Source organism: Streptomyces sp. NPDC001070, assembly GCF_053598835.1.
Genome location: NZ_JBSFLB010000003.1, coordinates 197,146 through 212,705 on the forward strand (window position 1 = coordinate 197,146; position 15,560 = coordinate 212,705).

Annotated in this window: 16 protein-coding genes and 1 riboswitch; of the genes, 9 read left to right on the forward strand and 7 right to left on the reverse strand. The window is 72.6% G+C overall.

Annotated elements, in window-relative coordinates; translation table 11 throughout:
- Nucleotides 1-43: 43 nt before the first annotated feature.
- Nucleotides 44-1,012, reverse strand: a complete 969-nt coding sequence (locus tag ACWDAS_RS05255; RefSeq protein WP_450387465.1) for a glucosyl-3-phosphoglycerate synthase — start codon at nucleotides 1,010-1,012, stop codon at nucleotides 44-46.
- A 157-nt stretch (nucleotides 1,013-1,169) separates the two neighbouring features.
- A riboswitch (SAM riboswitch) is annotated at nucleotides 1,170-1,297 on the forward strand.
- Nucleotides 1,298-1,315: 18 nt separating this feature from the next.
- On the opposite strand from ACWDAS_RS05255, the gene thrC reads away from it, so the two are divergent.
- From thrC to groL, 4 genes are all read left to right on the forward strand, one after another.
- A complete protein-coding gene (thrC, locus tag ACWDAS_RS05260) occupies nucleotides 1,316-2,602 on the forward strand; it encodes a threonine synthase (protein WP_450387466.1) in 1,287 nt (428 codons plus the stop codon).
- Nucleotides 2,603-2,628: 26 nt separating this feature from the next.
- Nucleotides 2,629-2,907 (forward strand): ubiquitin-like small modifier protein 1, encoded by a 279-nt coding sequence (locus tag ACWDAS_RS05265; protein WP_450387467.1) that lies wholly within the window; start codon nucleotides 2,629-2,631, stop codon nucleotides 2,905-2,907.
- Nucleotides 2,908-3,329: 422 nt separating this feature from the next.
- Nucleotides 3,330-3,536: a cold-shock protein gene (locus ACWDAS_RS05270; RefSeq protein WP_005486335.1), complete on the forward strand. Its 207-nt coding sequence runs from the start codon at nucleotides 3,330-3,332 to the stop codon at nucleotides 3,534-3,536.
- 349 nt (nucleotides 3,537-3,885) lie between these two features.
- Nucleotides 3,886-5,508, forward strand: a complete 1,623-nt coding sequence (gene groL, locus ACWDAS_RS05275) for a chaperonin GroEL (RefSeq protein ID WP_450387468.1) — start codon at nucleotides 3,886-3,888, stop codon at nucleotides 5,506-5,508.
- A gap of 126 nt (nucleotides 5,509-5,634) precedes the next feature.
- Here groL and ACWDAS_RS05280 read toward each other — a convergent pair whose 3' ends face one another.
- Nucleotides 5,635-6,336, reverse strand: coding sequence for a copper homeostasis protein CutC (locus ACWDAS_RS05280; protein ID WP_450387469.1), 702 nt, complete (start codon nucleotides 6,334-6,336; stop codon nucleotides 5,635-5,637).
- Between the two features lie 52 nt (nucleotides 6,337-6,388).
- Here ACWDAS_RS05280 and ACWDAS_RS05285 point away from each other — a divergent pair, with 52 nt between their 5' ends.
- The gene (locus tag ACWDAS_RS05285; RefSeq protein WP_450387623.1) at nucleotides 6,389-7,063 is read left to right on the forward strand and encodes an HD domain-containing protein; all 675 of its coding nucleotides are present in this window, start codon (nucleotides 6,389-6,391) and stop codon (nucleotides 7,061-7,063) included.
- Between the two features lie 93 nt (nucleotides 7,064-7,156).
- Nucleotides 7,157-7,768: a maleylpyruvate isomerase family mycothiol-dependent enzyme gene (locus ACWDAS_RS05290; RefSeq protein WP_450387470.1), complete on the forward strand. Its 612-nt coding sequence runs from the start codon at nucleotides 7,157-7,159 to the stop codon at nucleotides 7,766-7,768.
- A 34-nt stretch (nucleotides 7,769-7,802) separates the two neighbouring features.
- Here the strand turns inward: ACWDAS_RS05290 and ACWDAS_RS05295 are convergent, their stop codons facing one another.
- The 3 genes from ACWDAS_RS05295 to ACWDAS_RS05305 form a co-directional block, all read right to left on the reverse strand.
- Nucleotides 7,803-8,600 carry a bestrophin-like domain gene (locus ACWDAS_RS05295; RefSeq protein ID WP_450387471.1) on the reverse strand — a complete coding sequence of 266 codons (798 nt, stop codon included), beginning with the start codon at nucleotides 8,598-8,600 and terminating at the stop codon, nucleotides 7,803-7,805.
- A gap of 96 nt (nucleotides 8,601-8,696) precedes the next feature.
- Nucleotides 8,697-8,963 (reverse strand): DUF4031 domain-containing protein, encoded by a 267-nt coding sequence (locus ACWDAS_RS05300; RefSeq protein ID WP_450387472.1) that lies wholly within the window; start codon nucleotides 8,961-8,963, stop codon nucleotides 8,697-8,699.
- Between the two features lies 1 nt (nucleotide 8,964).
- The gene (locus ACWDAS_RS05305) at nucleotides 8,965-9,351 is read right to left on the reverse strand and encodes a hypothetical protein (RefSeq protein WP_450387473.1); all 387 of its coding nucleotides are present in this window, start codon (nucleotides 9,349-9,351) and stop codon (nucleotides 8,965-8,967) included.
- Nucleotides 9,352-9,434: 83 nt separating this feature from the next.
- On the opposite strand from ACWDAS_RS05305, the gene ACWDAS_RS05310 reads away from it, so the two are divergent.
- Nucleotides 9,435-10,331: a MurR/RpiR family transcriptional regulator gene (locus tag ACWDAS_RS05310; RefSeq protein WP_450387624.1), complete on the forward strand. Its 897-nt coding sequence runs from the start codon at nucleotides 9,435-9,437 to the stop codon at nucleotides 10,329-10,331.
- The gene (murQ, locus tag ACWDAS_RS05315) at nucleotides 10,328-11,272 is read left to right on the forward strand and encodes an N-acetylmuramic acid 6-phosphate etherase (protein WP_450387474.1); all 945 of its coding nucleotides are present in this window, start codon (nucleotides 10,328-10,330) and stop codon (nucleotides 11,270-11,272) included. Before ACWDAS_RS05310 ends, murQ begins: the two co-directional genes overlap by 4 nt.
- Before the next feature lie 10 nt (nucleotides 11,273-11,282).
- Here murQ and ACWDAS_RS05320 read toward each other — a convergent pair whose 3' ends face one another.
- Entirely contained in the window at nucleotides 11,283-13,370 is a 2,088-nt protein-coding gene (locus ACWDAS_RS05320) for a HelD family protein (protein ID WP_450387475.1), read from the reverse strand.
- Nucleotides 13,371-13,630: 260 nt separating this feature from the next.
- Between ACWDAS_RS05320 and ACWDAS_RS05325 the strand changes: the two genes are divergently transcribed.
- The gene (locus ACWDAS_RS05325) at nucleotides 13,631-13,801 is read left to right on the forward strand and encodes a hypothetical protein (RefSeq protein ID WP_450387476.1); all 171 of its coding nucleotides are present in this window, start codon (nucleotides 13,631-13,633) and stop codon (nucleotides 13,799-13,801) included.
- Between the two features lie 80 nt (nucleotides 13,802-13,881).
- Here the strand turns inward: ACWDAS_RS05325 and ACWDAS_RS05330 are convergent, their stop codons facing one another.
- Entirely contained in the window at nucleotides 13,882-15,513 is a 1,632-nt protein-coding gene (locus tag ACWDAS_RS05330; protein WP_450387477.1) for a DNA repair helicase XPB, read from the reverse strand.
- Nucleotides 15,514-15,560 lie beyond the last annotated feature (47 nt).

Here is a 15,560-nt window from a genome sequence, read left to right on the forward strand (position 1 = left end):
CCCCGGCCTCCGGCGAGCGGCCGACCCGCAACCGGGTACAGCGTCACGCCACCGCGCGGCGGGCGTACTCGGGGATCGTGCGCATCGGGGGGCGTTCCTCCGTCGCGACCTCGTGAACGCGCGGCTCGAAACCGCCGTCGGGGGCGCGGTCGAACTGCGTGAGGACGGGCCGCACCAGATGGCCCCGCGCCAAGCGGATCTGCGCGGTCCGGTAGATCGCCGCCGCCATACGGCCCAGCGCCTGGCCGTCCTGGTGCCGGTGGTGCCGGACCCCCACGTCGACCTGGGCCAGCGCGTCGAGCCCCACCGTGTTGAGCGCGTCCACGAGCAGCCCGAGCTCCACCCCGTACCCGACCGGGAACGGCAGCCGCTCCAGCAGCGAGCGCCGCGCCGCGTACTCGCCGCCGAGGGGCTGGACGAACCCCGCGAGCTGCGGCCAGTGCAGATTGAGCAGCGGCCGCGCGACCAGCTCCGTCACCCGCCCGCCGCCGGCCGGCACCACCGTGCCGCCGGCCTCCAGCGGGCGGTCGTACATCGCCTTGACCAGCTGCACGTCCGGATCCGTGAGCAGCGGCCCGACGATCCCCGACACGAACCGCGCGTCGAAGTCCCGCAGATCGGAGTCGATGAAGCAGACGATCTCACCGCGCGTCACGAGCAGCGAGCGCCACAGCACCTCGCCCTTGCCGGGCACCGCGGGCAGCCGCGGGAGCACCTCGTCCCGGTGGACGACGACGGCGCCGGCCGCCGCCGCGACCGCGGCCGTGCGGTCGGTCGATCCGGAGTCCAGCACGACGAGTTCGTCGACCAGCGGCACGGCCGCGCTCATCAGCTCACGGCGGATGGTCTCGACGATCGCCCCGACCGTGGCCTCCTCGTCGAGGGCGGGCAGCACCACGCTGACCGTGCCGCGCGCGCCCGCGGCGCGCTTGGCGGCGAGCAGTTGGGGCAGGGGCCGGCGGTCGGCGGTCCAGGATCGCCGCCGCAGCCAGCGGGCCACCTCGTCGAGCACTGGGTTGCTCCGTTTCTGCCCGTCTCGAAGGACGGACGGCCTATGACCAGGTTCGAGGTCGTCGGTTACAGTCTTGAACACGAGGCATGACCATCGTATGTCGACGGTGATCGCGCCCCGTCGGACAAATGCCCGGGCACTGCGCCCGGCGCCATACCGCTCATCCAGAGGGGCAGAGGGAACGGCCCGTTGAAGCCCCGGCAACCCTCCCGCCGACCGCGAGGTCCAGGTGGGGAAGGTGCCAATTCCGTCTCGCGGCGAGGTGCGCCGCGAGGAAGATGAGGAGAAAGGGCCTCGCCTGACATGGCTGCGCAGACCGTTGCACCCGCGTCCACCGATTCCGCCTTCGGGCCCGCGTCCGCGCTCTCGTGCCGCGAGTGCGGTGAGCGATTTCCGCTGAACCCCGTCTTCGCCTGCGAGGTCTGTTTCGGGCCGCTCGAAGTGGCGTACGACCTCCCGAGCGGCGACCCCGAGACCCTGCGCAAGCGGATCGAGTCCGGGCCGAACAACATCTGGCGCTACGCGCCGCTGCTGCCCGTCCCCGCGGACGTGGCCTCCAAGCCCAACCTCAACCCGGGCTTCACCAAGCTGGTCAAGGCCGACAACCTCGCCCGCGAGCTGGGCGTCACCGGCGGCCTGCACATCAAGGACGACTCCGGCAACCCGACCCACTCCTTCAAGGACCGGGTCGTCGCCGTCGCCCTGGAGGCCGCCCGCACCTTCGGCCTCACCACCTTGTCCTGCTCCTCCACCGGCAACCTGGCCGGCGCCGTGGGCGCCGCGGCCGCCCGCGCCGGCTTCCGCTCCTGCGTGTTCATCCCGCACGACCTGGAGGAGGGCAAGGTCGTCATGGCCGCGGTCTACGGCGGCGACCTGGTCGGCATCGAGGGCACCTACGACGACGTCAACCGCTTCTGCAGCGAGCTGATCGGCGATCCGATCGGCGAGGGCTGGGGTTTTGTCAACGTCAACCTCCGCCCCTACTACGGCGAGGGCTCCAAGACGCTGGCGTACGAGATCTGCGAGCAGCTGGGCTGGCGCCTGCCGGACAACATCGTCATCCCGATCGCCTCGGGCTCGCAGCTGACGAAGATCGACAAGGGGCTGCAGGAGCTGATCAGGCTCGGTCTGGTCGAGGAGAAGCCGTACCGGATCTACGGTGCCCAGGCCGAGGGCTGCTCCCCGGTCTCCACCGCCTTCAAGGCCGGCCACGACGTGGTCCGCCCGCAGAAGCCGAAGACCATCGCCAAGTCGCTCGCCATCGGCAACCCGGCCGACGGTCCGTACGTCCTGGACATCGCCCGGCGCACGGGCGGTGCCGTCGAGGACGTCACCGACGGGCAGGTGGTCGACGCCATCAAGCTGCTCGCCCGGACCGAGGGCATCTTCGCCGAGACGGCGGGCGGCGTGACCGTCGGTGTGCTGAGGAAGCTCATCGAGACCGGGCAACTCGACCCGGCCGGTGAGACGGTCGTCCTCAACACCGGCGACGGCCTCAAGACGCTGGACGCCGTCGCCCCGACCTCCCGCCCCACGGCCACCATCCGCCCGAGCCTCGACGCGTTCCGTGCCGCCGGCCTGGCCGGCTGACCCAGACTGAAGGTGAACCCCGCATCATGAGCGCTACCGTCCGCATCCCGACCATCCTCCGCACCTACACCGGCGGCCAGGCCGAGGTCCCGGCCGATGGCGGCACCCTGGCCGAGGTCATCGACTCGCTGGAGAAGAACCACCCCGGCATCTCCGCGCGCGTCCTGGACGACACGGGCAAGCTGCGCCGTTTCGTGAACGTCTACGTCAACGACGACGACGTCCGCTTCTCCGAGGGCCTGCAGACCACGGTGGGCGAGGGCGCGTCCGTGTCGATCATCCCGGCGGTCGCCGGAGGCTGCTGAGCCGCACGACCCGCGGGTGACAGGGGTGCCGGGAGTTCCCGGCACCCCTTCGTGCTTGAGCGGTAGTTGAAGGGCTGTACAGTTGCCCTGAACGGCCCGCAACTCCCTGCAACGCTCCGCGCAACCCCTTTTGCCGGGGCGGCCTTGTCGACGATTTATCGCCAAATTCACGCGGCGATTGTCGCGTTGGCCGCTTATGTCCAGTCCGAGTTGCCCCGGATTATTGGCCAATCAGGCCCTTCTTCCCTTTCTCTGCGCCCGGAATTCTCGTCCGATTGACCTGTTGCAGACAGCGTCCGGGCAGATACATTCAGCCGCGGTCGACGCGTTCCGGCGCACGCCCCCTTGGCTGTAGGGGGTGAGGTCTGACCCGGATCCGCGAGGTGCGGGTCTGCGAAGGGCCAGCAATAGGGGAGTTAGGAATGGCTCAGGGCACCGTCAAGTGGTTCAACGCGGAGAAGGGCTACGGCTTCATCGCGGTCGACGGTGGTGCGGACGTCTTCGTGCACTACAGCGCGATCCAGATGGACGGCTACCGCACCCTCGAGGAAGGTCAGCGGGTCGAGTTCGAGATCTCGCAGGGCCAGAAGGGGCCGCAGGCGGACATGGTCCGTCTCGCAGCCGGCTGACGCGCCGCGCATCGGCCACGGAGCACTTCGCGTACGGCCGCTCAAACGTACGCGTCAAGGCCCGCCCCCGCAGAGGGGCGGGCCTTCGTGCTGCCCGGGGGCGACCTGCGAGTTGTCCACGACCCCGGCCAAGCGGCTTGCACTCTCCTAGGGCGAGTGCTAATCATTGGCGTTAGCACTCTGACGTTGAGAGTGACAAAGGACCGAGTGGGTGAGGCCCGCGCGACCGCCGGAAAGGAACCGGCGGAAGGGCAGGCCGTCCGTCGCGGGCGCCGGCGCGGTCCTGGAGTAATCCTTCCCCGCAGCCCTGCGCCGCGGGGGGACCCCAAGTCCGGGAGGACCACTTCACATGGCCAAGATCATCGCGTTCGACGAGGAGGCACGGCGCGGTCTCGAGCGCGGGATGAACCAGCTCGCCGACGCCGTCAAGGTCACCCTTGGCCCCAAGGGCCGCAACGTCGTCCTCGAGAAGAAGTGGGGCGCCCCCACGATCACCAACGATGGTGTGTCCATCGCCAAGGAGATCGAGCTCGAGGACCCGTACGAGAAGATCGGCGCGGAGCTGGTCAAGGAGGTCGCGAAGAAGACGGACGACGTCGCCGGTGACGGCACGACGACCGCGACCGTCCTCGCCCAGGCGCTGGTCCGCGAGGGCCTGCGCAACGTCGCCGCCGGCGCCAACCCGATGGCCCTGAAGCGCGGCATCGAGAAGGCCGTCGAGGCCGTCTCCGCCGCCCTGCTGGAGCAGGCGAAGGACGTGGAGACCAAGGAGCAGATCGCCTCCACCGCCTCCATCTCCGCCGCCGACCCGCAGATCGGCGAGCTCATCGCCGAGGCGATGGACAAGGTCGGCAAGGAAGGCGTCATCACCGTCGAGGAGTCCCAGACCTTCGGTCTGGAGCTGGAGCTCACCGAGGGTATGCGCTTCGACAAGGGCTACATCTCGGCGTACTTCGCCACCGACCTGGAGCGTATGGAGACGTCCTTCGACGACCCGTACATCCTGATCGTCAACTCCAAGATCTCCGCGGTGAAGGACCTGCTCCCGCTGCTGGAGAAGGTCATGCAGTCCGGCAAGCCGCTGCTGATCATCGCCGAGGACGTCGACGGCGAGGCCCTGTCGACCCTGGTCGTCAACAAGATCCGCGGCACCTTCAAGTCCGTCGCGGTCAAGGCCCCCGGCTTCGGCGACCGCCGCAAGGCCATGCTCGGTGACATCGCCATCCTCACCGGTGGCACCGTCATCTCCGAGGAGGTCGGCCTCAAGCTGGAGAACGCCGGTCTCGACCTGCTCGGCCGCGCCCGCAAGGTCGTCGTCACCAAGGACGAGACCACGATCGTGGACGGCGCCGGCGACCAGGACCAGATCCAGGGCCGCGTGAACCAGATCCGTGCCGAGATCGAGAACAGCGACTCGGACTACGACCGCGAGAAGCTCCAGGAGCGTCTGGCGAAGCTGGCCGGCGGCGTGGCCGTCATCAAGGCCGGTGCCGCCACCGAGGTCGAGCTCAAGGAGCGCAAGCACCGCATCGAGGACGCGGTGCGCAACGCCAAGGCCGCCGTCGAGGAGGGCATCGTCGCCGGTGGTGGCGTGGCCCTGCTCCAGGCGTCCAACGTCTTCGAGAAGCTCGAGCTCGAGGGTGACGAGGCCACCGGCGCGTCGATCGTGAAGCTGGCCCTGGAGGCCCCGCTGAAGCAGATCGCCGTCAACGCCGGCCTCGAGGGCGGTGTCGTTGTGGAGAAGGTGCGCAACCTGACCCCGGGCCACGGCCTCAACGCCGCGACGGGCGAGTACGTCGACCTGATCGGCGAGGGCATCATCGACCCGGCCAAGGTCACGCGCTCCGCGCTGCAGAACGCGGCCTCCATCGCCGCGCTCTTCCTCACCACCGAGGCCGTCATCGCCGACAAGCCGGAGAAGGCCGCTGCCCCGGCCGGCGGCGGCATGCCGGGCGGTGACATGGACTTCTGATCCTCCGGATCGGAAGTTCCGCACCGCGCAAGCGAACCGAGGGCGGTACCCCACGCGGGGTACCGCCCTCGGGCGTTCTCCGACCGCTGCCCCTGGCCCTGCCGCTGCCGGGCGGCCGCGGCCCGGTTACGGGACCGCGACCGGCGCGTCGAGCAGATCGCGCCAGGTGCGCACGGCCTCCGCGTCGACCGGCCCGGCCCAGCCGCCGGGGCGGACCGCGCCGCCGACGTGGAAGGCGTCGATGCCGCCCGCGAGAAGCCGCGGCAGATGCTCCGCGCGGAGCCCGCCGCCCACCATCAGCCGGGGCTCTCCGGGTCGCCCGGCCTCCGCCAGCAGATGTCCGAGCCCGGCGTCCACCCCGCGCGCGGAGCCCGCGGTGAGGTAGGTGTCGAGCCCGGGCAGCCCGCGCATCGCCGAGCGCACGGCGTCGCGGTCGGCGGAGTGGTCGATGGCGCGGTGGAAGGTCCACCGGGCCCCGGTCCCGATCGCGTCCACCAGCAGGCGCACGGCCGTCAGGTCCGGCGCGCCGGACGCGTCGAGGAAGCCGAGCACGAACTCGTCGGCGCCCTCGCCGCGCAGCGCCGCCGCGGCCACGCAGAGCGCGTCCGCCTCGCGGGTGCCGCCCACGGCGAAATCGGCGCGGGCCCGCAGCATCACGCGCACCGGGATGCCCACCGCCGCCCGGACGGCCGCGAAGGTCTCCCGGGACGGAGTCAGGCCGTCCGCCGCCATGTCGGTGACCAGTTCGAGGCGGTCCGCGCCGCCCGTCTGGGCCGCGAGGGCGTCGTCGACGTCGAGCGCGATCACTTCGAAAATTGGTCTAGACATATCTCTAGGGTGTCACATGCCCGCGCGTGCCCGCGACCCCTCGTACACCACAATGACCTTCATGGCTGACACCGCCCCCGAACCCGGCTCCGCCCTTCTCGCCCGCTGGTGCGACCTGCTGCGCCGCTGCCAGACGGAGTCCGTCGACCCGGTGCCCTACGGCAAGGACCTGCTCGCCCGCTGGGCCGAGCCGCACCGCCGCTACCACACCACCGACCACCTGACCGCCGTCCTCGGTCATGTCGAGGCCCTCGCCGGACACGCCGAGGACGCGGACGCCGTGCTGCTCGCCGCCTGGTTCCACGACGCGGTCTACCGGCCCGACCGCTCCGAGAACGAGGAGCGCAGCGCCCGGCTCGCCGAACGCGCCCTGCCCGAGGCCGGTGTCCCGGACTCGATCACCGCCGAGGTCGCCCGCCTCGTCCGGCTCACCGTCACCCACCACCCCGCCGAGGGGGACCGCGACGGCGAGGTCCTCTGCGACGCCGACCTTGCCGTTCTCGCCGGGGACCCCACCGCCTACGCCGAGTACGCGGCCGCCGTCCGCGAGGAGTACGGCTTCGTCCCCGACGACGCCTTCCGCCTCGGCCGCGCCGACGTCCTGCGCCAGCTCCTGCGCCTGCCGCGGCTGTTCCGCACCCCGGAGGCGTACGACCGCTGGGAGGCCACCGCCCGCCGCAACCTCACCACCGAGCTGGAACTCCTCGCCCCGGGGGACGTGGACTGAGCGACGGGCGCCGGTCCGCCGATGACTTCGGGACGCGCGGGCGGTCTGCACCGGAGGACCGAAGAGACCCGTGGCGGAAGGGGCACGACCGACATGACCGACGACACCGAGGTACAGGCCGCCGTCGCGGCCGAGTTCAGGTCACTGGCCGACCTGCTGGACGGGGCCTCCGACGCGCAGTGGGACACCCCCTCCCTCTGCGAGGGCTGGCGGGTGCGCGAGGTCGTGGCGCACATGACGATGGCGGCGCGCTACTCCGAAGAGGCCTTCATGGCCCTTCTCGCCGAGTACGGCTTCGACTTCACCCGCCTGTCCGACCAGGTGGCCGGGCGGGACGCCGCGCTGCCCACCACCGAGCTGGTCGCCTGCCTGCGCTCCGAGGTGATGCAGCGGTGGCGGCCGCCGGGGGGCGGCGCCCACGGCGCCCTCAACCACGTGGTCATCCACGGGCTCGACGTCACCGTGCCGCTCGGCGCGCGGCGCCGCGTCCCGGAGAAGACCATCGGCATCCTCCTCGACGACCTCACCGCGGGCGGCGGGCACGCGCGCTTCGGCGTCGCCATCGACGGGCGCCGGTTGCGGGCCACCGACCTGGACTGGTCGTACGGTTCGGGCCCGGAGCTGCGCGGCACGGGTGAGGACCTGGCCCTGGCGATGTGCGGGCGCAGGCTCCCCGCCGGGCGGCTGGAGGGGGATCCGCTCTGAGCCGCCGGGCCGGCGGAGCGAACCCGCCCGCCGGCTACGGCCCGGCGACAAAGAAGCCGGACCGCAGGTCCCTGACGATGGCGTCGAGCGGATGCCCGCTCACGACGAACGGCCCGTTCCAGGGCGCGCTGAGGGCGAAGAGCAGCGCCAGGCTCAGTCCGACCACACTCGCCACGCCCACGACCAGCAGTGACGTTCGCAGGCTGCTGCGGAAGACCAGGGCGCCGGCGTTCACGATCAGGGCCAGTCCGCTGGCCACGAGCGTGACGATGTAGAGGGCGGGAACGTCGCGCGAGGCGGCCGCGATGCGGGCGCGACGGCTGCTGGTGACGCTGTCCAGGGCCGTCAGCAGCTCCGTGCCGGCCGGGGTTCCCAGCCCGGGCCGGGCCGACTCGGAGCGCACGTCCCGCTCGAGCCGTGCGAGCGCCTGAGCGGTGGCCGGGTCGTCCCCGGACGCCGCCGCCGCGCCCTCCCACTCCCTGCCGCGCGTGGTTCGCAGATAGTCCAGCAGCGCCGCGTGGATCGGCTCCGCCTGGACGCCCGGAGTCGTCGCCGCCCACGCCAGGCGGGAGGCCGCCGCCGCCTCGTCGCTCACCAAAGCCTCTGCCGCGCGCAGATAGCCGGCCTCGCTGGCCAGGGAGAGGGCTGCGAAGATCGCGAAGGCGGCACCGAGCGTCGGCATCAGGGGCATGGCGATCTGCGGCACCCGCTCCTGTTCCGCCGCCGGCACGAGCGCCCGGACGCCGACCCGTGCCGCGGCCGCGACCAGCAGGGCGAGAGCGAGCCAGCCCACGACCAGCACCACCGCCGGCAGGGAGGTCAACCAGTCCACCACGTCACCTCCAGCGCGTTCTCGCGAGGGTCGCACAGCGGCGGCACCACGGCCCCCGCGACACTCCTCATCCGCCCGAGGTCGCCGGACGCGGAGCTAGCTCGGGCGCCCCTTGGGGCGGCGCAGGCCCGCCGCGGTGAGGCGGCGCAGCAGCTCCTTGCTGCCGACCTCTATGGCGCCGGCGGCGACGGCCGAGGCGTAGCGCTCGCTGGGGACGTCGTAGTGGTCGCTGTCGAAGGCGCGGCGGGGGGCGCCGATGGCGGCGGCGAAGGTGTGGAGCTCCTCGTAGGAGGTGTCGCTGACCATGTGGGACCACATACGGCCATGGCCCGGCCAGGTCGGCGGGTCGATGTAGACGGCCACCTCAGCGGGCTCCGCCGAGGGCGGTGCCCAGGGCGCCGACGGGGGCGACGGCCTCGCCCAGGGACTCGCACACCCAGTGCGGGTCGGGGCCGAGCTCGGGTTCGACGTCGAGGGCGTGGGGGTCGGCGCAGCGCGGGCAGAGCGGCCAGCGGCCCATGCGTTCGAGGAGGGCGTCCTTGACGTCCTGCGCGACCAGGCCCGCGACGAAGGCGGCGCCGTCGGGCCACTGCTCGACCCACCAGCGGCGCTGGGCGACGGCGTCCTCGACGAGCGAGACGACCTCCGCGTCGGCGACGTCGGTCGCGGTCAGGTCGGCGAGGACCAGCGCGCGGGCGCTGTGCAGGGCCGCTTCCAGGCCGGCGGAGGAACCGGGTGCGTCAGGATCCATGGGCCCCATTGTGGACCACCGGCCGGTCGGGTGTTCTTGACGTCGCCCGGCCCTGAAAATAGCTTTCGTCCGTGGCCGAGAATATGAAGGAAACCTTCAGTGCCGGGGGGCTGGCCGCCAAGGTCCGGACCCTGGCCCCGTCCATGACCCGGTCGATGCAGCGCGTCGCCGAGGCCGTGGCAACGGACCCCGCGGGCTGCTCCCGGCTGACCGTCACCGCGCTCGCGGCCCGCACCGGGACGAGCGAGGCCACCGTGGTGCGCACCGCGCGGATGCTCGGCTACCCCGGCTACCGGGACCTGAGGCTCGCGCTGGCCGCGGTGGCCGCCCGCGTGGAGGCGGGGGCGCCGCCCGCCGTCACCCCGGACATCGCGGTGGACGACCCGCTCTCCGACGTGGTCACCAAGCTGGCGCTGGACGAGCAGCGGTGCCTGGCCGACACCGCCGCCCAGCTGGACCTGGCCCAACTGGAGGCCGCCGTCGGCGCGCTGGCCGCCGCCCGCCGCATCGACGTGTACGGGATAGGCGCCTCCAGCCTGGTCGCCCAGGACCTGGTGCAGAAGCTGCTGCGGATCGGCCTGGTCGCGCACGCCCTGGGCGACCCGCACCTCACGCTCACCAACGCCGTCCAGCTGCGCCAGGGCGACGTCGCCGTGGCCATCACCCACTCCGGCCACACCCACGACGTGGTCGAGCCGCTGCGCGCCGCCTTCGACCGGGGCGCCACCACGATCGCCCTGACCGGGCGCGCCGACGGCACCGTCACCCAGTACGCCGACCACGTGCTGATCACCTCCAGCGGCCGCGAGAGCGAGCTGCGCCCGGCCGCCATGTCCAGCCGCACCAGTCAGCTGCTGGTGGTGGACTGCCTGTTCATCGGGGTCGCCCAGCGCACGTACGACACCGCGGCCCCGGCCCTGGCGGCCTCGTACGAAGCCCTCGCCCACCGCCACAGCCCGCGAAGGAACCATCCGCAATGACGCACGCCGAACTCCGCCGCGAGCTGGACCACCTCACCACCGAGGCCTTCCGCCCCGAGCTCGCCGAGGTCGACCGGCTCGCGACGCTCGACATCGCCCGGATGATGAACGCCGAGGACGCCACCGTCCCGGCCGCCGTCGCCGCGCAGCTGCCGGCCATCGCCGCCGCCGTCGACGGCATCGCCGCCCGCATGGCCCGCGGCGGGCGCCTGGTGTACGCGGGCGCCGGCACCGCGGGGCGGCTCGGCGTGCTCGACGCCAGTGAGTGCCCGCCGACCTTCAACACCGCGCCCGGCCAGGTCACCGGGCTCATCGCGGGCGGACGCGAGGCGATGCTGGACGCCGTCGAGGGCGCCGAGGACAGCGCGGAGCTGGCGGCCGCCGACCTGGACGCCCTGGGGATCGGCCCGGACGACACCGTCGTCGGCGTCTCCGCCTCCGGCCGCACCCCGTACGCCCTCGGCGCCGTCGGGCACGCCCGCGCCCTGGGTGCCCTGACCGTCGGGCTGTCCTGCAACGCGGGCTCCGCGCTGGCCGCCGCCGCCGACCACGGCATCGAGGTCGTCACCGGCCCCGAGTTCCTCACCGGCTCCACCCGGCTGAAGGCGGGCACGGCCCAGAAGCTCGTGCTCAACATGATGTCGACGATCACGATGATCAAGCTGGGCAAGACCTACGGGAACCTCATGGTCGACGTCCGCGCCTCCAACGAGAAGCTGCGCGCCCGGTCGCGGCGGATCGTGGCCCTCGCCACCGGCGCGCCCGACGAGGAGATCGAGGCCGCCCTCACCGCCACCGACGGCGAGGTCAAGCCCGCCGTCCTCGTCCTCCTCGGCGGCGTCGACGCCCCGACGGCCGCCCGGCTCCTCACGGAGGCGGACGGCCATCTGCGCGCGGCACTGCTCGCGGCCGGGCCGACCGGCACGGGGAGCCACGGGTGAGGCCGGTGCGTCATCCCGCGCGCAGCGCCTCCGGCAGAGGCGCCGCGTGCAGGACCGCGAGGCCGGAGACCGCACGGGTCAGGGACACGTAGAGACGGCGCAGACCGGTGCGTTCGTCCGGCTCCCCGTCGACGACGGCGGCGGGCTCGTCCAGGACGACGTAGTCGTACTCCAGACCCTTGGCCAGGGAGGCCGGGACGAGGGTGAGGCGGATGTCGGGAGTGGTCTGTCCCCCCGGCTCCGCCGGGGGGACCCCCACCCCGAGGGTTCGGTACGGCAGGCCCGCCGCCGTCAGCGCCTCGGCCAGCGCGGGGACGCGGGCGTCGGCGGCGATCAGGCCGATGGACCCCTCGCGGTCCATGGCCTGGCGGCAGGCGGCGAGCACGGCCCCGGTCAGCTCGCCCGCGGGGACCTCCCTCACCGAGAAGGCGCCGGGGTTCTCGCGGACGGAGGTCGCCTCCGTCAGGCCCGGGGCGATGGCGGGCAGCAGCCGGGACGCGTAGGCGATGACCTCCAGCGGCACGCGGAAGCCCTGGGTGAGCTCCTCGATCCGCGAACCCGGCTTGCCGAGGTGCGCCAGCGCCTCCTCCCAGGTCGCGGTCGCCCAGGGAGTGGTGCCCTGCGCGATGTCGCCGAGCACGGTCGCGGAGCCGGTGGAGCAGCGTCGGCCGACCGCCCGGTACTGCATGGGGGAGAGGTCCTGGGCCTCGTCCAGGACGACATGGCCGAGCGACGTGGTGCGGTGCACGAGGTCGTGGGCCTCGTCGACCAGCACGGCGTCGGCCGCCGACCACTTCGCGGAGGCGACCCCGCGGGCGGGCCTGTCCCAGAGGATCTCCTTCTGCTCCTCCTCGGTGAGCACGCCCTGCGCGCACTGCGCCAGGAACTCCGGCTCGGACAGCAGCCGCAGCACCGTCTTCGCCGGGTCCACCGGCGGCCAGAGCTCCTTGACGGCCGCCTTGACCGCCGTGTTGCGGGCGACGGCGTCCTGCACCCGGTCGTCCGGGGCCTCGCCGGCCGCCTCCATCCGGACCAGCACGGCGTGCGCGATGCGCTGCGGCAGGGCCTCGCGGGCGGCGCCGTAGCGGATGTCGCGCTCCATCAGCTCGCGGACCAGCTCCTCCAGCTCGTACGCCGGGACGCGCCAGCGGCGCGAGCCGCGCACCACGACCACCGGCTCGGTGGGCATGCGGATGCCGGAGCGGACCGCCCGCCGCAGTACCCGGGCCATGCGCGCGTCGCCCTTGACGCGGGCGGCGGCGGCCGTGTCGGTGCCCTTGACCGGGACGTGGGCGACCAGGTCGTCGACCGTGGCCTGCTTGACGCTCAGCTCGCCCAGGGCGGGCAGCACCTGCTCGATGTAGTGCAGGAAGGACCGGTTGGGGCCGATGACGAGGGTGCCGGTGCGGGCCAGCCGTTCGCGGTGCGCGTAGAGCAGGTAGGCCACCCGGTGGAGGCCGACGGCGGTCTTCCCGGTGCCGGGCGCCCCCTGCACGCAGACCGTGCCGCCGACCCCGGCGCGGACGATCTCGTCCTGCTCGGGCTGGATGGTGGCCACGATGTCGCGCATCGGGCCGACGCGGGGCCGCTCGATCTCCTGCTGGAGCAGCTTGCTGGAGGTCTGCGCCTCGTCCGGGTCGCCCAGGTGCTCGTCCTCGTACGCGGTCAGCTCCCCGCCGGTGTAGCCGAAGCGGCGGCGCAGCGCGACGTCCTGCGGGTCGGTGCGGGAGGCGCGGTAGAAGGGCTGCGAGACCGGCGCGCGCCAGTCGACGACCATGGGGTCGCCGTCGGCGTCGTGGACGTGGCGGCGGCCGATGTAGAAGCGGTGGCCCGTCTCCTCCCCGCCGAAGGCCTCGCCGGTCTGATAGTCGAGGCGGCCGAAGAAGAGCGGGGTGTGCGCGAGGTCGGCGAGTGCTTTGATGCGGGCGTTGACATCGGCCTGCAGCACTTCCGCGTTCACCCAGTTGGCGGTGACGTCGCGGATGTCGAGGGCCTCGACCTCGGCCCGCATCGCCCGCAGGGCGGAACGGGAGGCGGCGAGATGGGTGCGCTCGCGGTCGAGCGGATTGTCGGCTGTGAGGGATTGTTCCCCGGGCACGGGTTGCCTCCGGCGGCACGTAGGGCATGGCTCAGCGGGCCCCGGACCGGCGCGCACGGGGGGCGCGGGGGTGGGGCGCTGTCCTGATACGGATCACGACTCGGGCCGGCCGGTTTCCGTCCGGCCGGTGGCACCGTCCCCCTCGGGGGCGGGCGGCAAGACGCAGGATCTTACGCCGTGCCGGCGGGCGGCGCTAACGCGTTTTCCGTCACCTGCCGGAGACCTCTCCCCAAAGCATCACGAATGCGTACATTGGGGGCATGGCACGAGCAGTGGTCTCCCGCGTACGCGGCAGCACCGCCCTCACCGAGGACGCCGGGCACCGGCACCCGGTCCACCACCTCGGCGACGCGCTCCGCGCGGTCCGGGTCTTCGTCGTCACGGCCTTCCGCGTCGTGGTCATGGGGCAGGACGGCGCCGCCCGCGACTGACCCGGCCGTACGGGCGCACGGCCGTACGGCTGCGTGCGCCAGGGCGTCCGCGCCGGTCCGGTCACCGGCGTCCGGAGCGGCTAGAGCAGCTCGTCCGCGTCGACGATGCGGTACGCGTACCCCTGCTCGGCCAGGAAGCGCTGCCGGTGCGCGGCGAAGTCCTGGTCGATGGTGTCGCGCGCGACCACGGAGTAGAAGCGGGCCTCGTGGCCGTCCGCCTTGGGCCGCAGCACCCGGCCGAGCCGCTGCGCCTCCTCCTGCCGGGAGCCGAAGGTGCCCGAGACCTGGATGGCGACGGTCGCCTCCGGGAGGTCGATGGAGAAGTTGGCGACCTTGGAGACCACGAGCACCGAGATCTCGCCCCGGCGGAAGGCGTCGAAGAGCTTCTCGCGCTGCGCGTTGGACGTCTCGCCCTTGATCACCGGCGCGTCCAGGTGCTCGCCCAGCTCGTCGAGCTGGTCGATGTACTGGCCGATCACCAGCGTCTGCTGCCCCCGGTGCTTGGCGACCAGCGCCTCGGTGACCTTGCGCTTGGTCTCGGTCGTCGCGCAGTAGCGGTACTTCTCCTCCGGCTCGGCGGTCGCGTACGCCAGCCGCTCGGAGTCGGTGAGGTTGACCCGCACCTCCACGCAGTCGGCGGGAGCGATGTAGCCCTGCGCCTCGATCTCCTTCCACGGCGCGTCGAAGCGCTTGGGCCCGATCAGCGAGAAGACGTCCGACTCGCGGCCGTCCTCGCGCACCAGCGTCGCCGTCAGCCCGAGGCGGCGGCGCGCCTGCAGGTCGGCGGTGAACTTGAAGACCGGCGCGGGCAGCAGGTGCACCTCGTCGTAGACGATCAGGCCCCAGTCGCGGGAGTCGAAGAGCTCCAGGTGCGGGTAGACGCCCTTCCGCTTGGTCGTCAGCACCTGGTACGTGGCGATGGTGACCGGGCGGATCTCCTTGCGGGTGCCGCTGTACTCGCCGATCTCGTCCTCGGTCAGCGAGGTCCGCTTCACCAGCTCGTGCTTCCACTGCCGGGCCGAGACCGTGTTCGTCACCAGGATCAGCGTCGTCGCCTTCGCCTGGGCCATCGCGCCCGCGCCCACCAGCGTCTTGCCGGCGCCGCAGGGCAGCACGACCACGCCCGAGCCGCCGTGCCAGAAGCCCTCCACGGCCTGCTCCTGGTACGGGCGCAGCTTCCAGCCGTTCTGCGCCAGCTCGATCGGGTGCGCCTCGCCGTCGACGTAACCGGCCAGGTCCTCGGCCGGCCAGCCCAGCTTCAGCAGCACCTGCTTGATCTGGCCGCGCTCGGAGGGGTGCACGACCACCGTGTCGGGGTCGAGCCGGGCGCCCACCAGCGGCGTGACCTTCTTGGAGCGCAGGATCTCCTCCAGCACCGGACGGTCCGTGGTGGTCAGCACCAGGCCGTGCGCCGGGTGCTTGCTCAGCGTCAGCCGGCCGTACCGGGCCATCGTCTCGGCGACGTCGACCAGGAGCGCGTGCGGCACCGGATAGCGGGAGAACTGCACGAGCGCGTCCACGACCTGCTCCGCGTCGTGCCCGGCGGCGCGGGCGTTCCACAGGCCCAGCGGGGTGATCCGGTAGGTGTGGATGTGCTCGGGCGCCCGTTCCAGCTCGGCGAAGGGGGCGATGGCACGCCGGCACTCGTCGGCCAGCTCGTGGTCGACCTCCAGGAGCAGGGTCTTGTCGCTCTGGACGATCAGGCAGGACACGCAAACCTCCGCGAATGGGCGGGCCGGGGCCGGGAAGGGAGCCGGGC

Coding starts and splice junctions, on each gene's coding strand:
- thrC (WP_450387466.1), top strand. CDS start 1,316: ATGGCTGCGCAGACCGTTGCACCCGCGTCCACCGATTCCGCCTTCGGG.
- ACWDAS_RS05265 (WP_450387467.1), top strand. CDS start 2,629: ATGAGCGCTACCGTCCGCATCCCGACCATCCTCCGCACCTACACCGGC.
- ACWDAS_RS05270 (WP_005486335.1), top strand. CDS start 3,330: ATGGCTCAGGGCACCGTCAAGTGGTTCAACGCGGAGAAGGGCTACGGC.
- groL (WP_450387468.1), top strand. CDS start 3,886: ATGGCCAAGATCATCGCGTTCGACGAGGAGGCACGGCGCGGTCTCGAG.
- ACWDAS_RS05280 (WP_450387469.1), bottom strand. CDS start 6,336: ATGTCTAGACCAATTTTCGAAGTGATCGCGCTCGACGTCGACGACGCC.
- ACWDAS_RS05285 (WP_450387623.1), top strand. CDS start 6,389: ATGACCTTCATGGCTGACACCGCCCCCGAACCCGGCTCCGCCCTTCTC.
- ACWDAS_RS05290 (WP_450387470.1), top strand. CDS start 7,157: ATGACCGACGACACCGAGGTACAGGCCGCCGTCGCGGCCGAGTTCAGG.
- ACWDAS_RS05305 (WP_450387473.1), bottom strand. CDS start 9,351: ATGGATCCTGACGCACCCGGTTCCTCCGCCGGCCTGGAAGCGGCCCTG.
- ACWDAS_RS05310 (WP_450387624.1), top strand. CDS start 9,435: ATGAAGGAAACCTTCAGTGCCGGGGGGCTGGCCGCCAAGGTCCGGACC.
- murQ (WP_450387474.1), top strand. CDS start 10,328: ATGACGCACGCCGAACTCCGCCGCGAGCTGGACCACCTCACCACCGAG.
- ACWDAS_RS05325 (WP_450387476.1), top strand. CDS start 13,631: ATGGCACGAGCAGTGGTCTCCCGCGTACGCGGCAGCACCGCCCTCACC.